11 protein-coding genes and 3 pseudogenes are annotated in these 19129 nt (G+C 49.5%); 10 read left to right on the top strand and 4 right to left on the bottom strand.

The genetic code is table 11. The features are described 5' to 3' along the window. Positions 1–14 precede the first annotated feature (14 nt). Both tnpB and MUU47_RS22965 read right to left on the bottom strand, forming a co-directional pair. Positions 15–365 carry an IS66 family insertion sequence element accessory protein TnpB gene (gene tnpB / locus MUU47_RS22970; RefSeq protein ID WP_258990470.1) on the bottom strand — a complete coding sequence of 117 codons (351 nt, stop codon included), beginning with the start codon at positions 363–365 and terminating at the stop codon, positions 15–17. Continuing rightward, a pseudogene (locus MUU47_RS22965) lies at positions 362–777 on the bottom strand (transposase). The gene tnpB and the pseudogene MUU47_RS22965 overlap by 4 nt, the downstream one beginning before the upstream one ends. A gap of 163 nt (positions 778–940) precedes the next feature. On the opposite strand from MUU47_RS22965, the gene MUU47_RS22960 reads away from it, so the two are divergent. From MUU47_RS22960 to MUU47_RS22915, 10 genes and pseudogenes are all read left to right on the top strand, one after another. Then, on the top strand, positions 941–2749 hold the full coding sequence (locus MUU47_RS22960) for a hypothetical protein (protein WP_258990467.1): 1809 nt from the start codon (positions 941–943) through the stop codon (positions 2747–2749). 257 nt (positions 2750–3006) lie between these two features. Next, positions 3007–3309: pseudogene (locus MUU47_RS22955) on the top strand (pentapeptide repeat-containing protein); the annotation flags it as partial. Positions 3310–3327: 18 nt separating this feature from the next. Beyond that, positions 3328–4212: a colanic acid biosynthesis glycosyltransferase WcaA gene (wcaA, locus tag MUU47_RS22950; protein WP_258990600.1), complete on the top strand. Its 885-nt coding sequence runs from the start codon at positions 3328–3330 to the stop codon at positions 4210–4212. A 255-nt stretch (positions 4213–4467) separates the two neighbouring features. Continuing rightward, a complete protein-coding gene (locus tag MUU47_RS22945; RefSeq protein WP_258990465.1) occupies positions 4468–5043 on the top strand; it encodes a recombinase family protein in 576 nt (191 codons plus the stop codon). Further along, a pseudogene (locus MUU47_RS22940) lies at positions 5024–5515 on the top strand (IS481 family transposase); the annotation flags it as partial. The gene MUU47_RS22945 and the pseudogene MUU47_RS22940, both read left to right, overlap by 20 nt. An 831-nt stretch (positions 5516–6346) precedes the next feature. After that, entirely contained in the window at positions 6347–8761 is a 2415-nt protein-coding gene (gene pgaA / locus MUU47_RS22935; protein ID WP_258990463.1) for a poly-beta-1,6 N-acetyl-D-glucosamine export porin PgaA, read from the top strand. 9 nt (positions 8762–8770) lie between these two features. After that, positions 8771–10789: a poly-beta-1,6-N-acetyl-D-glucosamine N-deacetylase PgaB gene (gene pgaB, locus MUU47_RS22930; RefSeq protein ID WP_258990462.1), complete on the top strand. Its 2019-nt coding sequence runs from the start codon at positions 8771–8773 to the stop codon at positions 10787–10789. Continuing rightward, positions 10782–12110, top strand: a complete 1329-nt coding sequence (gene pgaC / locus MUU47_RS22925; protein ID WP_258990461.1) for a poly-beta-1,6-N-acetyl-D-glucosamine synthase — start codon at positions 10782–10784, stop codon at positions 12108–12110. The genes pgaB and pgaC overlap by 8 nt, the downstream gene beginning before the upstream one ends. A gap of 1 nt (position 12111) precedes the next feature. Then, a complete protein-coding gene (pgaD, locus tag MUU47_RS22920) occupies positions 12112–12603 on the top strand; it encodes a poly-beta-1,6-N-acetyl-D-glucosamine biosynthesis protein PgaD (protein WP_258990460.1) in 492 nt (163 codons plus the stop codon). Between the two features lie 190 nt (positions 12604–12793). Beyond that, positions 12794–13491 (top strand): IS1 family transposase gene (locus tag MUU47_RS22915; protein WP_258990459.1). Its coding sequence is split into 2 segments (ribosomal slippage): positions 12794–13043 and positions 13043–13491, totalling 699 coding nucleotides; the frame shifts between segments, so codons are not numbered across the junction. A gap of 228 nt (positions 13492–13719) precedes the next feature. Here MUU47_RS22915 and MUU47_RS22910 read toward each other — a convergent pair. After that, positions 13720–14589 (bottom strand): hypothetical protein, encoded by an 870-nt coding sequence (locus MUU47_RS22910; protein WP_258990458.1) that lies wholly within the window; start codon positions 14587–14589, stop codon positions 13720–13722. Continuing rightward, positions 14586–19124, bottom strand: coding sequence for a hypothetical protein (locus MUU47_RS22905; RefSeq protein WP_258990457.1), 4539 nt, complete (start codon positions 19122–19124; stop codon positions 14586–14588). The genes MUU47_RS22910 and MUU47_RS22905 overlap by 4 nt, the downstream gene beginning before the upstream one ends. Positions 19125–19129: the final 5 nt, after the last annotated feature.

Here is a 19129-nt window from a genome sequence, read left to right as displayed (position 1 = left end):
CGGTCATGCTCTTTTTACAACATTGTCAGTGAGTTAAAGCGTACTGTTTTTGGCTGACGCCAGTCCAGCTTATCGAGGAGCATGGCGAGTTGTGAGCGGGTGATCGCGATTTTACCGTCGCGTACAGCAGGCCAGATGAACTGGCCTTCTTCAAGGCGTTTGGTAAACAGGCACAGGCCATCCGCATCTGCCCAGAGTATCTTCACGGTATCGCCTTTGCGGCCACGGAAGATAAACAGGTGACCGGAGAACGGATTTTCATCAAGTGCATGCTGTACCAGCTCGGCCAGACCATTGAAGGACTTACGCATATCGGTGACGCCAGCAACCAGCCAGATACGGGTGCCTGACGGGAGAGGTATCATCGCACTCTCCCGGCCAGCTCGCGGATCAACACCGCCAGCAGTTCGGGTGACGGGTTATCCAGTGTCATTTTACCCTGACTGAACTCCACGTGGCAGGAGGTGGCGTTCAGCGAAGGAGAGTGACAGGTTGTGGCGCTTTGCTCATCTGATTGGTAGGGGCAGATATCACCTCAACAGGCAGTAGCACCGGTGATGAAGTGGGTACGATCGTTGCGGGGAGACGGCGTGATATGCGGCCTTCTTTCTGCCAGAGGCGTAGCCATTTAAAGACCAGATTATGGGCAACTCCGGTCTCGCGGGCTATTTGAGCCACGTTGGCTCCGGGTTGGGATGCCAGCCCGACAACATGCAGTTTAAACTCGTTGGAGTAGATGTTGCGGGCTTTGGTGCACCAGTCGGTCATATTTTCCATCATTAGAGCTCCTTCTAAATTAGACGGAACTCTAAGCTAACGATCCCGGAACCAGAATCACAGGCGGCAGTGGCTTGACGCTTACCATCAGATGAATAAAAGCATATACACTGTACAGTGCCGTTTCCAATCTCCTATTCTTCCAGACAGCAAGGTGGTTTGTATGCGAACTCCCGGATTGCTTCATCGTTTTTTCAGTCTTATCTGCCGTACTGTGCGTACTCCCAGCGTTATCAATCCTGAAATGTTTATCGGATGGCGGCGTGAACCCGATTTTATCATTATCCAACGATGTGCCGATTATGCATATCAATACCGGATCCCTGTCAGGGCATCAGGCACATATTATCTCGACCGTAGTGTGTCATTACGTGGGCTGGCGTGGGAAGGCGGAATATTTGTGGGTGATACGCCTATTTATATCGATGATACCAGCCTTGAAAATACGGAAATTAACGGTTCACATGTGGAGATACAGGGAGGACGCTGCACAGTGCGCAATAATATTTTCTACAATCAGACGGCGACCGCGGCGCTGTTAATAAAAGGTCTGACGTCGGAGGCCCGACTGGACTGCAGTTATAATGAATTCTATAACTGTAACTATGCAATTCTGCAACAGGGTACTGGGGATTTTCAGATGGCGTCAGCCATCTATTCATATAATTCAATTCATGACATTCGAGGGGATGGTATTGAGTTGAATGTGGTCAATCGGCATTATTATGATGGACTCATTATCGAAGGGAATATTATCTGTAATGTTAATGGCAGTAATACCTCGTGGGGCATTGGGATTGGCGTTGCTGGCCTTGCTCCGTATGGCACCGACACTCCGGATGAGAATTATGTCGCTAACTTTAGCATCCGTGGTAACCGTATTCTGGGCTGCCGGCAGTGCATCCATACTGAGCTGTGCAGGGATTTTTCGATCATTAATAATGATTGTTCCCCGGATACGTCAAAATCAACGACCAGTGGCCTGCGGTTTGCCGCCTATGTCGCTTATGGCTGTAAACGGTTTGTTGTTGACGGTCTCTCCGGCGAGCCGATAGGTACGGCAAACCGTTATGTTCAGATAGACTGGGGCTCTAATGACGGCGTATGGGCCGGGCCGCCCGTCGATTTCACCCTCAGAAATGTCAACACCACGCAGGGCGATATTGAAATTGCCACCGGCTGTGCGGATTCCTGGACGAACACCACGATTGTCGAAAATATCCGCTGCCGGGCAATGAAATGGCGGGGGTTACCGTCCACCTCTAAATTTTCCGATATGTTCTGTTCATCGATTGATTGTATTGGCCGTTATTCTGCTTCCGAGGGTGGTGGCGGAGGCCTGCTTTCACGCTCTTTTTATACCTATACCCACTGGACAAATATCATTTGTATTGATGAGATGAACGCCAGTGTCGCCTTCAGTAAGATGTATGTTGATCGAATCCGGCAGGAAGGAAATAATTTTTATATCCCGATCTCCGAAGCAATTACTGGTCACCGGGGACCGAAACTGATCACGACGACGGAAGAATACAAACTGTATGATGACAAATTTCCGCCAGGACGTGAATTTTCTGACGGGTGCGTATTATGGAAAGCATCCGGTGGCTATTACCTGGTGACCGTAGCCGGAGCTCTTATAAATTCAGGCGGGACACGGCCAGATATTATCAAAGCGACAACTGCAGGCCAGGCCTACATCCAGTCAAATGATTTAAACTGGCAGTCTGATCAGGTGAAAGCCGCAGGCACCCGCATCGTGATCCCCGGAGCGGGTGACCCTGGAAATGATTTAATCACGACAATCACCTGTGGTGTCTATATTTATAATGGTGTCTATACCGTCAATATTGACCCGCCGATTGTGACGCCCACGGTGGATAATGTAGTCATCCGTGCCGCATATCCGGTGTCCTATATTGATGTCACTGCCACCGTAAATGAGATGGTATCAGCGCCATCGATCAGGTAACCCTATCGCGACAGGAACAGGCCGTAAAACGGCGTGTTCCTTATGAGTCTGTTATCCCTCAGGAAAACGATATACCCCCTGGAAGTGGAGGGCATATCATCATGCTCGTCATGCAGGCATGTATGAGAAAATGTTAATGAATGTCAGGTTATCTTTGGGTACATTTCCGAAAATGTCCGGGTCTGATTGCAGGAAGATAAGGAGAGTGATTTACTGCGATCCTGATTTATTACCGGTACTTACTCAGTAAGCTGAACATGAACAGCAAAAAAAGAATTCAAAGAAAACTGCTGAAATATCATCATTCTAATCTTAAAAGCCTCCGTAATCAGTCGGATATGGCAGGTGCTGACCTGCGGTTTATGGATCTCCGGAGACTCAACTTGCGCAATATCAATTTATCGGGATGCGATCTTTCGTTCTGCGATCTGCGGGGAACCGATTTCTCTTATGCCTCTCTGGCAGGGGCAAATCTAAGTCACTGCAAAACTGAAGGCGCGATTTTTAGTCACGCAGACTGTACCGGCGTAGATTTTTCCGGGAGTGACGCGTCTGAAGCCAGGTTTACCGGGGCACAGATGGAACGAGAGGATGTTGGCACTGACATACTGTTATCCCGGCCACTCATTTCCGTCTATATGCCTACCTGGAACCGTGAAACGCTGACTATCCGGGCCATACAATCGGTATTGAAGCAGGACTATGCACACTGGGAACTTATCATCATCGACGATTTCTCATCGTCATTTGAGCAACTCCAGGCGTATATCGCCAATCTGAATGACCCGCGTATAACCTATATCCGCAATGAATTTAATTCCGGGGCCTGTGCCGTCAGGAATCAGGCGATACGAATGGCGCGAGGTTATCTGATAACAGGTCTGGATGATGACGATGAATGGTTACCGACACGCCTGTCCTCTTTTCTTTCCTGCCAGCATAAACTTCAGCAGCACGGCTTTTTATACGCCAATGATTACCTTTGCGACAGTACCGGATACCATCATCCTGATGAGTTGCAGGTGTATCCGAAACCGGCCTATAAAAAGAGCCTGTTTGATAAGCGAAATATTATCGGCAACCAGATGCTGACCTTAACCAGCAGGATGCAGCAGGTTCTGTTCGATGAGCGCCTCACTGCCGCCCAGGATTACGATGCCTTTTACCGGCTGGCAGAAACCTTCGGCGATCCTTTCAAGCTGGATGCGATCACCCAGGTGCTATATGTCAATCACGGTGAAGTTCGCATCACCTGCTCAGGACGAAAGTTTGCAGGTTATCTGGATTTTTACCGGAAGCACAAAACCAAATTAGATGTATCGAGTAAAAAATATCAGCTTTTCACCCTGTACTACATCCGCAATAAAAAGATGCGCCCACAAACGCTGATGAAACTGATGACTTTACGCAATCTGAAGCGCTATCTGATGATGTATTCCAGCTTCCGAAACAGAAAATTCTAGCCCTACATGCAGATACCTGTATTTGAAATCGGTTCGACCTGAATTTATCGCTCATTTCAGCGCTGGTTAACTTAAATCAGCGCTGGCCTCAAATCCGAATTATCTGCCACTTCGTGCCACAAAACGACCGTTTTATGGACCTTGACTATTACCGGAAGCGCTGACCTGCAACCCGCGATACAGGATTGCACTATCTCATTCCAGTATTCATTTTCCATCTATACTCAAACTTGGTGACTTACTGGAATACACAGCATGCTGATTGGGTACGCACGGGTTTCCACTGACGACCAGCATCTCGATCTTCAGCGTGATGCTCTGTCACAGGCAGGTTGTGAACGTATTTTTGAAGATAAAATCATCGGCGCACAGGCTGAACGTGAAGGACTGGCCAGACTGATAGGTTCGCTCCGCCCTGGTGATACTGTCGTTATCTGGCGCTTGGATCGTCTGGGGCGTTCCCTGAAAAATCTGCTGCAACTGGTCGAACGGCTGGACGGGTTGCAGGTGGGTATCCGCAGCCTTCAGGAAAATATCGACACAACATCCAGTGGCGGTCGCCTGGTTTTCCACCTTTTTGGTGCACTGGCCGAATTCGAGCGCAATCTGGTACGCGAACGAACACAGGCTGGACTTTCGGCTGCCCGCAAACGGGGACGTCAGGGTGGTCGGCCAGCGCTGCTCAGCCCGACAAAAAAAGCGTTGGCGCTGAAGTTACACCAGGAGCGAAATCATACTATTGAGGAAATCTGCAACATGATGGGGATCTCCAAATCGACGCTGTATAACTATCTGAACAAGGCGGGTCAGGATGCCACCGGGATGGCGTAAAAGCATTCTGGCTGAAGCTCTACTACAGCTACGCCAGCGGCTGGAACGTCTGTCGCCCAAAAGCCCTGAACGGGCATCGCAGATTGCCGCAATCTCTTCATTATACGGACTCTCCACCGCATCCGTGTACCAGGCGCTCAATGATTTGCTTAAACCCCGTTCGGTTCACCGGCAGGACCATGGGCTACCACGGGTTCTCCCCCGCAAGGATATGGAACGTTACTGTGAACTGGTCGCTGCACTTAAGTTTCGCACTACCAACAAGAAGGGCCGCCATCTTTCCACCCGCCGGGCGATTGAATTGCTGGAGGAATACGGTGTTGATACGGAACAGGGGCATTTTCAGATACCAAAAGGTGTTCTGACCCGCAGCACCGTTAATCGCTGGCTTTCCGGCTGGCACTTGGACCAGCCCCGGTTACATCGCCCGCCGCCAGCGGTTCGTTTCCAGGCCGAACACAGTAATGAGTGCTAATGCAGGTTCATTTGCAGGTATTATGCGTTTGAGGCTAGCGCTGGTTGCGGATAACGTGGGCTGAAAATGGGCGATAAATGCAAATTTGACCATTAATAATGCAGGCCGTGACAGCTAATCTGCGCAAGGGTAGCTAAAAAAGTGCTTAACACTGGTAGAGTAATAAACCAGCCCGCTGCCGTGCAGATAAAAACCGGCCCATCGCTCTACCGTGTTGATGGCGTGAAACGACGGACGGATCCACATATATCTACCTCTGAGGTTAACGGTGCCGATACGTTGGCTATCCAACGCGCAACGCGTTGACGGGCATAATCGGGTTGCAGATGTGCCACCGTGCCGATAAACAGCCGACGTGCGGCCAGTAAATCCGCAAAATCCGCGGCAAGCGGCGTGATAGTGATAATCCCATCTCCTGTGTCGCTACAGCCTGAAGCCCGTTATTCGTCGCCTGCCAGAGTGAAAAGCTGTTGGGATGACTTTCACGCTGAGCGTTAAAAGACAGTTTTCCCATCAAGGTTTGCGCCGGAAATTCCGGAAGCGGGTGAGCATTTCTGGATTCTTACACGCTGCTCGATCGGTCAACCGATCCTCAACTGACCGGCATTACCTACAGCAGGAGGCATTAATCCTGTAGCAGAGAGGGATAATTTGATAAGATTCCCCTCAATTTTTTTAAGGGCGTTCTCAAAATGGACTCACAGGGAACGTTTTGTTTTGCCGCCAGGCTGAAAACCTTCCTATAGTTTTTAATCACATCGCCCTTAATCATCTATGGTTTAACCAGACTGAAGCGTTGCAAGTATGGATAACTGTGTAAGGAAAGCCATGTCCAGTCAATATCATGCTTTCAGGCGTACCCGAGTCTCCTGGGCATTAGGCCTGTCGTTGTTATTTTCAGCGTCCGCCAGTGCGGTTGATGCGGTTTACGATCAACTGGTTATACAGGCGCGAGCAGGCCAGACCGATGGGCTTCTGAACTGGCTGCATCAGCAGAACCAACGCCATGCGTTGAATGTCGATCAGGTGGCCGATTGGTTGCAGGTGGCGGGCTGGGCGGGGCGTGATAATGAAGTCGTCCAGGTCTGGCAGCGCTATCATTCGCAAATGGAGATTCCCGCGCGTGGCGTGGTCTCTGTTGCGCGCGCATACCGTAATCTGAAACAGTGGGATGCTTCCCTGGCGCTGTGGGAAACATCATTGCAGATGGAACCGACTAATGATGACCTGCGTACTGGCTGGATCTTCACCCTGGCCGATGCTGGACAATATTCCGTTGCACTCAGTGAAGCACAACGTTTGGTGCAAAGCGAACCGACAGCACTGCATTATCAAGTGCTGGCTTATGTCTGGCGTGCACAGGGCAAGAGCTGGGATGCGCTGTTCTCGATAACAAAAGCCCGGGATAAGGACAGTGAAAATAAGGCGGTGAAATCCGATCTGCTGGACGCCTGGTCGACGAATAAGATCCCCGCTCCGGCACTGAGCCTGTCCCGCACCATGAATCTCCCCGCCGAGGATACTCGCCGTCTTGAACTGAATGCGGCAGCGGAGCTGGTACGGCTTGCCGATCTGCCGTCACGTGGAGAAGCGGAACGCTTTCAGGTGGCCGATCGAGCGCTTGCACGTTACGACCAACTGTTGAATCAATGGCAGTCTATTCCCGAGGCGCAGGATGATTGTCGCCTGGCACGTCTTGACCGTCTTGGGGCATTGCTGGCGCGTAAACGTTTTGCTGAGGTGGTCAGCGAATATGAGTCTCTAAAGGCAGATGGCAAACCGATGCCGGACTACATCGATGGCTGGGTCGCGTCAGCGCTGCTCTCTCTGCAGCGGCCGGAAGAGGCATTTCGCCTGTTCAGCAAGGCACCGGCGCACGTGGAAGCGGAAATGTTTTATGCAGCGATCGAGAGTGAGGATTTTCCAGCAGCGAAGGGGATCGTCGATCGGATGATAGCCAATACGCCGTATCAGATTTATGACTATGGCTCCCCGGTACCTGAACCCAATGACCGCTGGCTGACCAGCCGGATCCTGTTATCCCATTATTTATCCGCCACTAACGATTTGCCTGTGGCAGAAAAGCTGAGCGAACATCTGGCCAACACGGCGCCGGGGAACCAGGAGCTGCGTATTAACAATGCTGCTGTACTTGCTGCTCGTGGGTTGCCCCATGCAGCGGAGCAAGAGCTAAAAAGGGCGGAAGTGTTGGAGCCCTCCAGCCTGAGCCTGGAAAGCCAGCAGGCGTATGTGGCGCAGTCCCTGCAGGAGTGGCGCCAGTTTGAACTGCTCACGGATGATGTCGTCGCGCGTAGTCCGGAAGAGCCCTCGACGCAGCAACTGGCCCGTACTCGCGATATTCGCCATATGTATGAATTGCGCATCAGCGGTAATAAGGGCATTTCATCGGACAGCCCGATCAGCGGTTCACACGACTTTACCTGGAATTCTGCCCTGTATGGTCCGCCAATCGCCGAGCACTGGCGTCCTTTTGCCGGGTTTAACTTCGCCACCGGTGAGTTTGAAGAAGGCAAAGGGTATAACCGCGACGTGCTCGGTGGTGTCGAGTTCACCGCCCGGGACTATTGGGCTGAAGCTGAATTATCCAATCAGAACTTTGGTGATGGAAATAAACTCGGAGCCCGTTTTTCCGCCTGGCATGACTTCAATGACCACTGGCGTCTCGGAGGGTCTGCAGAACGGCTCTCGTCCGGCACGCCGCTGCGTGCGCTGCGTAATGGCGTTACGGCCAATGGCGGTCAGGCGTATGTTCGTTGGTATCAAAACGAGCGCCGTGAGTATCAGTTGACCATCGCACCCTCGTGGTTCTCGGATGGCAACCAGCGCATGGAATATGGGCTCAGTGGCAAAGAAAGGCTGTGGACGACCCCGCGTTTTACGCTCGATCTCACGCCGGATCTCAGCGCCAGCACCAATACCAAAGAGGATGTGCCGTACTACAACCCCAAAAGTGACTTCTCGGCAACGCCAGGTCTGTCGGCTGAACATATCATCTATCGCCATTACGATACCGTCTGGAGCCAGCAAATCACCGGTGGCGTCGGGGCTTACTGGCAAAAAGATCACGGTACGGGTCTGGTGACGCAACTGGGGTACGGGCAACGTGTGCAGTGGAACAATGTACTGGATGCAGGTCTGATGCTGACATGGGATAAACGTCCTTACGACGGCGACCGTGAACGCAATCTGGGTGTTTCGTTTGATATGAATGTGAGATTTTAAGGATATTTCATGCTGAAATATGTGCTCCGTATCGCCTTGCTCATAATGGCCTGGTTTCTGGCGACGGCCTGCGGAAGCGCGGAAACGCCGCGTTTCAAGCCCCCTGCGGAGCGTCCACAACTTGAGCAAAATCAGCCGTGGCCGGCAAACCACTTTTTGGTGCTGGCTTACCACGATGTTGAGGATGAGGCTGCTGACCAGCGTTATCTGTCGGTACGTACTAGCGCCCTGAATGACCAGATGGTCTGGCTGCGGGATAACGGCTACCAGCCAGTCAGCGTCCAGCAAATTCTTGATGCCCATAACGGCGGAAAACCGCTACCGCCAAAAGCCGTGCTGATCAGTTTCGATGATGGTTACAGCAGTTTCTATACCCGGGTATGGCCTCTGTTGAAGGCGTATAACTGGCCTGCATTGTGGGCGCCGGTGGGTAGTTGGGTAGATACGCCCGCGGATAAAAAGGTCGACTTTGGCGGTCTGATGACCGCGCGTGAGAAATTTGCTACCTGGGATATGGTACGTGAACTGTCCCATTCGCCGTTGGTTGAAATCGGTTCCCACACCTGGAAATCGCACTATGGTAGCCAGGCAAATCCGCAGGGGAGTTCAGAACCGGCGGTGGCAAACCGCCTGTACAATAAAACGACCGGGCAGTATGAAACCGAGGAACAATATACCCAGCGTATCGACACGGACGTCAGCCATATCACCGCAAAACTCAAGGACGTCACCGGGAAATCTCCTCGCGTCTGGGTCTGGCCGTATGGCGCTGCCAATGGGACCACGTTGTCCATTGCCAGGAAGCATGGCTATCAGATGGCATTCACGCTAAACGATGGTCTCGGTGACGTTCGCGATCTGGGCAATATTCCGCGCGTGCTGATCTCCCGTAATCCGAGTATCAGTGAGTTCGCAGCCGAAATTACCCGCGTTCAGGAAGTCAATACTGCGCGGGTGATGCATATCGATATGGACTATGTCTACGATCCGGATCCGGAGCAACAACGCAAAAATATCGATAAGCTGATCCAGCGTGTCTTTGACATGAAGATCACCCATGTTTTCCTGCAGGCCTATGCGGACCCAGAAGGAAACGGGACGGTGAAAGCGCTGTATTTCCCGAATCGATGGCTGCCAATGCGCGCCGACCTGTTCAACTTCCTCTCCTGGCAGCTCCAGACCCGGGCCGGTGTGCGGGTTTACGCCTGGATGCCGGTGCTGGCTTTCGATCTTGATGCTTCGTTGCCGCGCGTTGAAAGCTGGGATCCAAAAACCGGGCAAACTCGTGTGGATCCGAACCAGTATCAGCGCCTTTCTCCATGGAGCCCGGAGGCTCGTAAACGTATCAATGAAATCTATGAAGACTTAGCGCGCCACGCCACTTTCAGCGGTGTGCTGTTCCACGACGATGCGCTGTTGTCTGATTTCGAAGATGCCAGTCCGGTAGCGATGCAGTCTTACCATGCGGCAGGGTTCAGTGGCGACATCGGTGATATTCGCAACAATCCGCAGGAATTCCAGCGTTGGACGCGTTACAAAAGCCGTTATCTGATTGATTTCACTAAACAGCTGACCAATACCGTGCGTGATATCCGTGGGCCGCAGGTGAAGACGGCGCGTAATATTTACGCCATGCCTGTCCTGCAGCCTGAAAGCGAAGCCTGGTATGCGCAGAATCTGGACGACTTCCTGAACACCTATGACTGGACTGCCCCGATGGCAATGCCATTAATGGAAAATGTCCCCCTTAGCGAAAGTAATGCCTGGCTGGATAAGCTGGTGACCACTGTCGGGCAACGCCCGAATGCGTTAGGTAAAACGATCTTTGAGCTTCAGGGGCAGGACTGGCGTAAGGAAGGCGATGCTGCTGCAATCAGTGGGCAGCAACTGGCGGAATGGATGATCCAGCTCCAGAAGAGCGGGGCGTTGAGCTTTGGCTATTATCCTGACGACTTCATTAATGGTAAGCCTGATATCTCGCAGGTCAGACCGGCGTTTTCATCTTACTGGTACCCAAAAAATGATTGATCGTATTGTAGCGTTTCTGATGCTTTGCCTGGTGCTGGGTCTTCCGCTCGGTGGGGCGGCGTTGTTTACCGGCACGGTTATTCTCAATTTCGTGTTCTTCTGGCCGCTGTTCATGTCAGCGTTATGGATAACCGGCGGCGTCTATTTCTGGTTTTATCGGGAACGTCGCTGGAAATGGGGGGATGATGCCCCCCCACCAGAGCTGGAAGGCAATCCGATGATTTCGATTCTGATCCCTTGCTATAACGAAGGGATAAATGCCAGAGAAACTATCGAGGCTGCACTTGCACAGCGTTATCAGAATACCGAAGTGATTGCTATCAACGATGGTTCATCTGACGACACGGCAGAAGTGCTGGATCAGCTTGCCAGTGAATACCCGCGTCTGCGGGTTATCCATCTGGCGGAGAATCAAGGTAAAGCTGTGGCATTGAAAACGGGCGCGGCAGCGGCACGCAGCGATCTGCTGGTCTGTATCGATGGTGACGCTCTGCTGGATCGCGATACCGCGGCCTACCTGGTTGAGCCGCTGCTGAAGTTTCCCCGCGTGGGGGCTGTGACCGGCAATCCCCGTATTCGTACCCGCTCAACGCTGGTGGGCCGCGTCCAGGTCGGTGAGTTTTCGTCCATCATCGGATTGATCAAACGTACCCAGCGCGTCTATGGACAAGTCTTTACGGTATCTGGTGTGATTACGGCATTTCGCCGCCGCGCATTATCAGAGGTGGGCTACTGGAGCCCGGACATGATCACCGAAGATATCGATATCAGCTGGAAGCTGCAGCTTCGGCACTGGTCTATTTTCTACGAACCGCGTGCGCTGTGCTGGATCCTGATGCCCGAAACCCTGCGTGGCCTGTGGAAGCAGCGTCTGCGCTGGGCTCAGGGGGGCGCAGAAGTTTTTCTGGTCAATATCCGTCGTCTGTGGTCGTGGGAATATCGCCGCATGTGGCCGCTGTTCATGGAGTTCTGCCTCTCCACCACCTGGGCGTTTGCTTATGCGATGAGTATTGTTCTGTTCCTGGCGGGAATGGTGATGCCATTGCCGGATAACCTGGTTATACAGCGACTTTTACCGCCGGAGTTTACGGGGCTTATTCTTGGCGTTGTCTGCCTGATTCAGTTCTTCGTCAGTCTGATTATTGAACGGCGCTATGAACGCGGCGTTGCCGGATCGCTGTTCTGGATAATCTGGTTCCCGGTAATTTACTGGATGCTGAGTTTATTCACCACGCTGGTGGCATTTCCGAAAGTGATGCTCAGACGTCAGCGTGGCCGCGCCCGCTGGGTCAGCCCCGACCGTGGTATAGGGAGAATGTAACATGCAACAGCCTCTTATTTTCACCGAACGTCGGCTGTTGCCGAGGTTGATGGATATTTTTCTGACGGTGATTGCATGGGCCGGGTTTCTCTGGCTGATTTATGACGGGATGGTGAAGGCCATTTTTCATCGCCCTGAAATGGGGCCGCGTCCGTTTGTGTCAACCATGGGAACCCTGACGTTGTATCTTGTGGTGGCGGCGCTTTATGGCGGCGTACTGATTCTGTGGGCCAGGTACAATCAGTATCGTTTCCGTGTTGAGCGACGAACTCGCAAACCGGGGATGGGAGATGAGGAAGTGGCCGAAAGCTTCAAAATTACGCCAGAACTGGTCATCGAGCTAAATAAAGCGCGTGTGCTGACGGTACATCATAACGAGCAGGGGGACATCCGCGATGTGGAAGTGCGTCTGGGGATTAACGATAATGCCTTGCCTGAGATGACGACTTTGTATGAGGTACCGTCAGCCACAGAGGATAAAACGTCTGAATGATCAATGGCGACCAGGAATATTATCAACTTATTTTTGCGGATCAGTTGGCCGGAATCACTGATTTAACCTGGCATCGATATTGGGAAAAGATCACTTCGGCTCTGACCATGGTGGTGAGCTCGGAATGTTGGGGCAAGTATTCAAAACGTTGATCATGTTATAAAATTACTCTTTTTGCAGAGTGCATCTGATGGCTAAAGTTGACGTAAAATGCCTTTTTTGTGAGCAGACCGAATCCGTTAAAAAACATGGTCAGGGTAAAACCGGGCATCAGCGCTATCGTTGCCAGTTATGCCGCCGTACTTTCCTGCTCGACTATACCTATCGTGCCTGTCAGCCTGGAATGAAAGAACAGATTGTCGATCTTGCAATGAACAATGCGGGCATTCGTGACACCGCCCGAGCACTGTATATCAGTATCAATGCCGTTGTTCGCACCTTAAAAAACTCTCGCCGCGATGTGTAACCACACTCCCACTGGATAATCTCCAGATTCAGTTTATCTGCGAAGTTGATGAAATGTGGTCATTTGTTGGCAATAAGAAGCAACAGCGCTGGCTGCGGTATGCATGGGAACCCCGTCTCAAACGCATTATTGCCCATGCTTTCGGGGGCCGGAGTAAAAAGACGCTGCGTAAATTACTGGGGTTACTGTCGGGCTTCAATGTTGCCTTCTGGTGTACAGATAACTTCAGCGCTTATGAACTGTTGCCGGGTAAAAATCACATCACAGGCAAGCTTTACACGCAACGCATTGAGCGAGAAAACCTGAATATTCGTAACCGGTTAAAACGACTCAATCGCAAGACACTCGGGTACTCAAAATCAGCAGAAATGCACGATAAGGTAATCGGTACGTTCATCGAGCGTGAGCATTATGTACAATAACCGGATCTACATATTGAATACGTGACCCTACGGCGCGAATGTTATCAATCCCGACGAACTGGATAGTAACGGGAATCATTTTTATGAACCAAATAACTCCTAGGTCAGAAATGGTGGGGAAACGTACCTTACCAGAGAAAAATTGTTACTGAATCTTCCTCCGGTTCAGATATAACAGTATTCATAAGTAAGCAAACATCCCCAGGATATGGAGATGTTTGCTTGTTTTTAGTTTCCTCCAGGTGATAACCAGTCTGTGTCCCTCATAGAAATATCACACCATTGGAGTACCATAGATGCCGGAAAGTCATCCGGTCTGGTGATTTCTCCCAAAGAGGCGGGAAAAGCAAACTGAAAAGTGAAATAGCCACGATCATTAAATCTCTGGTAGGTACCCACAGGACCATTTGGATCATCACTATTAATAGCGCTAATAGCGGCATTCACATAAGTCAGATTATTTGCATCCTTAGCCCAATCAGGTTGATTTCCTCTGAGTTCCGGCTCATCATCCCAGGTTGTCATAAGGGAAGCCAAACCCAAAAGAATTGATAGTATAAAATCCGATTCAGAATTATACAGAGCTGATTTTAATTCATCTCCAGATATGTCAAGACCCGAAACTTTTTCAATGAAGCGTGGCGGTGTGTAGCAATTGATATATCCTGGAATATCATTTCCCCTCAAAAAATTGACCTGACATAATACCCCACCTATGACCCATGGACATGCATCCTGAGCATCAAGTTGAACCCATTCGCCTCCATTTTGTGCAACTGTAATCAAGCCAAAATCATCAATTTCTGCTTCATAAATTCCATACTGACGTAATGCCATCCAGAGAGCATGATTTAAAGTACAGCCTTCTGGAATTTTGACCTGCGGTTTTATCGCACCGAAAAAAGCGGTTAAATCAAAGCGTGTAGTAACTAATTGTTGAGGATTATGGTACTCGCTATCTTCTTTTGGTGAGACCAGGTATTCACCTGCTATCGGTGCTGTAATAGCAATGTTTTTACGGTTAAAACTGGTACTTAACGCCTGATTCAAATCACGACGAATGTAGTCCTCAAGACCACCTTGATAGATAAAATTCATGCTTTGTACCCGTCAATTGTGTTTAACCCTACGATAAAATCACCTTTTAATACACTTTCAACTGGCGTATCGTCAGCAACAAGTAAGGCGTACTGATAGGTGAATTTCGCTTCATTAATGGTGGTACTGGCGACTCTGCGACGACCAAATGCAGCTTTAATAACATCCAGCGTAAAAACATCATCGGTAAATTCATTGGAACCGTGATAGTCCACGACACATTGTAATAATGCATCGAGACTGGGATTGTCCTCAGATGCATCCAGAATTGTTCCAACCGCCATGAGTGGGGAAATCAGTGCATCTGGGATAATGAAGGGAACCGATGCACTCAGGACGGACAAACTAGTGATCGTCGCATTTGCAGGAATATCGTCCGGACATGACGGCGTATAACTATCTGATGTGGGTAATAGCTTACTTAAATCATATTCCGTACCAGTTACCAATTGGCTTGCTACATTACGGCTAAGTACATGGAAATATCCCATGCCACGCAGGATCTCACCCGACCAGAACCCATAAAACATACCATCCTGACCTAAATTATCCGGATCGCTCCACGATGACCAACTGCCATTCATGACATCGTTAACAGTGTAGTTATTTACCATGTGGGTACTAATCTCATCAAAAAGCATTTTGGCTAATGGGTATCCATTCGGATTAGGGAAACCATGCAGCATTGCTAAAGAAGAACCTGCGAGCCAAAGCCCCGCCATATGTCCTGTGAAATTATCAGGTTCAGGTACCGGTACATCTTCCATTGGAAACGTTGTAGGTGAGACACCACCACTGTCGATCATGAACGTATACAGATAATCAATCCAGTTGGTTATGTAGGTTTCAAGACCTTCAGGTAGGGCTCTGGAACGCTCTTTCAGCCCAGCATACAGCCGGACTGAAGAGAAGAATGCCCTGGGTTGATAACCTGACCAGGCTTCCTGATCCCCAAAATGATACATGGTGAACGTATTGGGGGTTTCACCCGCGGGTTTATCCCAGCGGTCCCATATATACGCACTGGCACCAGGTCCCCAAATCCCAAATTTATCGTGATACCAGTTCTGAGAATCGCCCCAAAAATTGATCACATTCTGGATTAGCGTGTCACGGTTGTCGTCATCCAGATCGAGAAAGACCCAGGGATGCTGATAGCCAGGATAAGGTTGGCCATGCCAGCCATCAAACGTGGGGGCGTTGGGTATGTAATTATTCGAGAAAGGAATACAGCCTGGTGTGTAGGGCAGGGGGTCCTGTCTCTGATAGAGAATGGTGCAGTCACCCATCAGGAATTCACCAGCAGCCTGCATATCAGCTTTAAGATTGAAAAGGATCGTATAGCCATCATCGACATCATAGCTGGTCGGAATATTGTTCAGACAATACAGAGTCAGGGTATTGCCTTTGACTGAATCGCTGTCAGGCAGGAATTCAATGTCAGTTGTTCCGTCAGCAAAATCAGGTTTATCGGGAAGTGGATCAGTATCCTCGTGATTTGGCTGGTAAGCAGATAATGTCCAGTCCGAAAGAATAATCCTCAATGTTACCCAGTTCGGTGTTGCCGACATCATTGCCCACCATAACCAGCCGTCCTTATCTTCAATGCGTACATTGTAATCTATATCGGCTTTATAGATGATTTGCCGGACGATTTGATTCGCTGATGCTGTGAACTCCAACTGCTGGCCACTTCCACTTGCAATACTCTGAAGAACGGTGGCGGTTCGACCTTCTGGCAAATCAGAGGCCATGAGCATTATTGCTGTATTCGCATCCGACCAAGACAGATTATCGACATTGAATATCATAGAACCCGATACGGGATCTTCTGAGAAGGGGAGCTCTGCATCTGAAGGAGGAAGTTCGTTGATACAGTAGATTTCAATAGCAGAACCTTCAGAAGAATCATCATCAGGTAAAATGGTGTAGGACGTAGGACCATCCCCGGGAACATATTCCGTTGGCTCCGGGCCTGTTCCATCCGGCTGGTAGCTGGAAAGCGTCCACAAGGCAGTATCAGAGAGCTCCCTTGTTTCCCATTCCTCAGTAGTTGCAAGCATGGCCCACCATCGCCAGTTATTTGCATCGGCAACCCGGATGTTATAGTCAATATTGGCCCGATAAGTCACCAGATCAATAGGAGCTTGTTGCTTAAGCGCCATTTCAAACTGCTGCCCAGAACCAGTCGCGGTTGAGATCAGCGTCGTTGCCGTGCGGCTATCTACGACATTGTCCCGTTGAGAAAAGTCCATCGAACAGGCGTCAGAAAAAACTATATTGTCTTCTTCCGGAACTTCATATCCATCAAGCCCAGTACCCGATGCTGATTGAGGGTCAGAAGCTATATCAGCCGCAGCAGCAGGAACGAGTGAACCGACCGGGATATCGACGACGGCGACATCTTCGCTGACGGGAAGCGTGAAGCCGTAGACAACACCATTCTCTTCTGTTTTATCAATTGAAAGCGTTAATTCCGTGGAGAAGTTGATAAAATTCCCCTCGTCATCTTTTCCACCATACGTGACACGTAATATAGAGTTTCTATTGACGCGGAAATCTATTGAATTTTGTTCAAAAAAAACCTGGACGGGTACATCAGAACGAGTCCGAATATAACCTGCGTCATTACGATCGATCGTGAGTGGAATATTAGATGGATAGGTGTAATTATATGAAATTCCATCAGTATCGAAACGTTCGGTTCCGGTGACCTGACGGAAAAACATATCATTAGCATCAATAAGGGTGTATTCCTTGATAGTGAATCGCGATGCTTCAAAAGCCTGCCTATAACGATCATTTTTAGTGAGTTGCCATAATGACCATGCTCCTTCACAAAACCATTGTTCGGCATCTGATGCATTACCCATGTAGTTACGGAATACCGGAACCTGGATGGGGCGGTTATGCTGGCATTCGTTAGTCTGTATGAGGTACCCACCGTACTCAACAGGTACCCGAGGTGCCCATGAGACTTTTAATGTTCCATTGAAGGATGTGTCCTCCAATATTATTTGTCCGATTTGCGCATTGGTACAATCACCCAACAAATTACCATCTGCATCTGCAAATTTATTTGTCCATAAGCCGACACTGACGTAGGGGTAAACGGTGCCTTCTGTAGACCAGTCAATATTTCCATCTTCATTTACTGCATAGACTGTTGCGGTAAGATTTGGCCATCCGAGGACACCGTCATAGACCTGACAAAGCAAGTCTGTATATTCTCCAAAATTGGGGCTCCCGTGTGGCAATTGTCCTGTCCCATCGACAAATTCGATCTCGGTGTCCATGAAGCCACCATGCGTTGGATAATCATCAACGGCTAAAGGGTAATGGGCAAGAACAGGAGCTTTACCATTTACTATCCAGTTAGATACCCAGCGGCCCGGAATGGCTGGAGGTTCAAGCGCCGCGTAAAATGCAGATACATATGCATCAAATGCATTGTATGCCTTTGACAGATAATTTGTTGAAAGGTCGGAGTCGTCACTGGCATCCCCGAATATGCTCGCTCCCAATATAAAAAGAGATTGCCCTTCCGTGGTGGCGTCACCGTCAGGTTGTCCTTCCTGGCGGGTATCACAGGTAAAATGCCGATTATTAAGCATCACGTTCTGAGTATTAAAGACATAATGGTCAGTATGGGGATCGATGATTTCGCCAGTGTTTACTTCAAGAAAGGCATTGTGTGCCTTCCCTAACATTTCACTCATCGCACCACTGGGTACCCAATTTAGACCCGCCTGGAATGGATGGTTGGTTGCTTCTTGTTCAGTAAGTTGTTTTCCGTTCCATGTATTTCCCTGATCGAACGTGTAGAAAAATAAATACTGAGGCTCTGCTTGACTAAGTGTTGGAAATATTGGGTAAATTCCCTCAGGGAAGTTAATATCACTGAAGTTGACAGTAGCTGCATCAATACCGTCATCAGCGCTGAGGCTATATAGTAAAAACCAATTTTGTTGACCGCTGGTTTCGGAAAAATTAAAGATAAAATCACCATTAGTATTAACTTTGAAATCAATGTTTGCCCCAGACGCTGAGTCCATTTCACTTGGATTCCCAGAGATTGATTCAGTAATGATATCCTCAGGCATTTTATCGTAGATAGAGATGTATAGTGTACCAGACCAGTATGGATTGCCTGCTATAACTCTTAATTTATGTTGTGAGCTGATAATAATCTCATTATCGATCTCAATGATTTCATTAAGATCTGCCTCTTCAAAATAATCTTCAAGGAGTTCAAGATGGTATTGTTCATTGACTAATGTCAAAGCATCACGGCCAGAAAATCCATTTCGCGTATCACTTTTGACGAGAGCGGTATACGGAAACAATGTGTCAAAACTTCGGATCGGATACGCGGTCTGAACGGTTCCAGTGTAGTCATTGATACCGGTTAATACTTGCTGGTCATCATTGATATTTAACGATACATCTATATCATCCTCAGGGACGCTTACTGAGTTTAAGTTATTTAACTGAGTGATTAAATCAGTTTTATCATTAGTAATAAAAACAGACATAGGAA

The sequence above is a fragment of the Scandinavium hiltneri genome (assembly GCF_024764835.1).
GTDB lineage: Bacteria > Pseudomonadota > Gammaproteobacteria > Enterobacterales > Enterobacteriaceae > Scandinavium > Scandinavium hiltneri.
Note: the sequence above shows the minus strand (reverse complement) of the source record. Positions and strands in the feature narration are given on the sequence as shown.

Bases quoted from the DNA above. Each gene is read 5' to 3' on its own strand.
- pgaB (WP_258990462.1), top strand. From the start codon at position 8,771: ATGCTGAAATATGTGCTCCGTATCGCCTTGCTCATAATGGCCTGGTTT.
- wcaA (WP_258990600.1), top strand. From the start codon at position 3,328: ATGGAACGAGAGGATGTTGGCACTGACATACTGTTATCCCGGCCACTC.
- tnpB (WP_258990470.1), bottom strand. From the start codon at position 365: ATGATACCTCTCCCGTCAGGCACCCGTATCTGGCTGGTTGCTGGCGTC.
- pgaA (WP_258990463.1), top strand. From the start codon at position 6,347: ATGTCCAGTCAATATCATGCTTTCAGGCGTACCCGAGTCTCCTGGGCA.
- MUU47_RS22960 (WP_258990467.1), top strand. From the start codon at position 941: ATGCGAACTCCCGGATTGCTTCATCGTTTTTTCAGTCTTATCTGCCGT.
- pgaD (WP_258990460.1), top strand. From the start codon at position 12,112: ATGCAACAGCCTCTTATTTTCACCGAACGTCGGCTGTTGCCGAGGTTG.
- pgaC (WP_258990461.1), top strand. From the start codon at position 10,782: ATGATTGATCGTATTGTAGCGTTTCTGATGCTTTGCCTGGTGCTGGGT.
- MUU47_RS22910 (WP_258990458.1), bottom strand. From the start codon at position 14,589: ATGAATTTTATCTATCAAGGTGGTCTTGAGGACTACATTCGTCGTGAT.
- MUU47_RS22905 (WP_258990457.1), bottom strand. From the start codon at position 19,124: ATGTCTGTTTTTATTACTAATGATAAAACTGATTTAATCACTCAGTTA.
- MUU47_RS22945 (WP_258990465.1), top strand. From the start codon at position 4,468: ATGCTGATTGGGTACGCACGGGTTTCCACTGACGACCAGCATCTCGAT.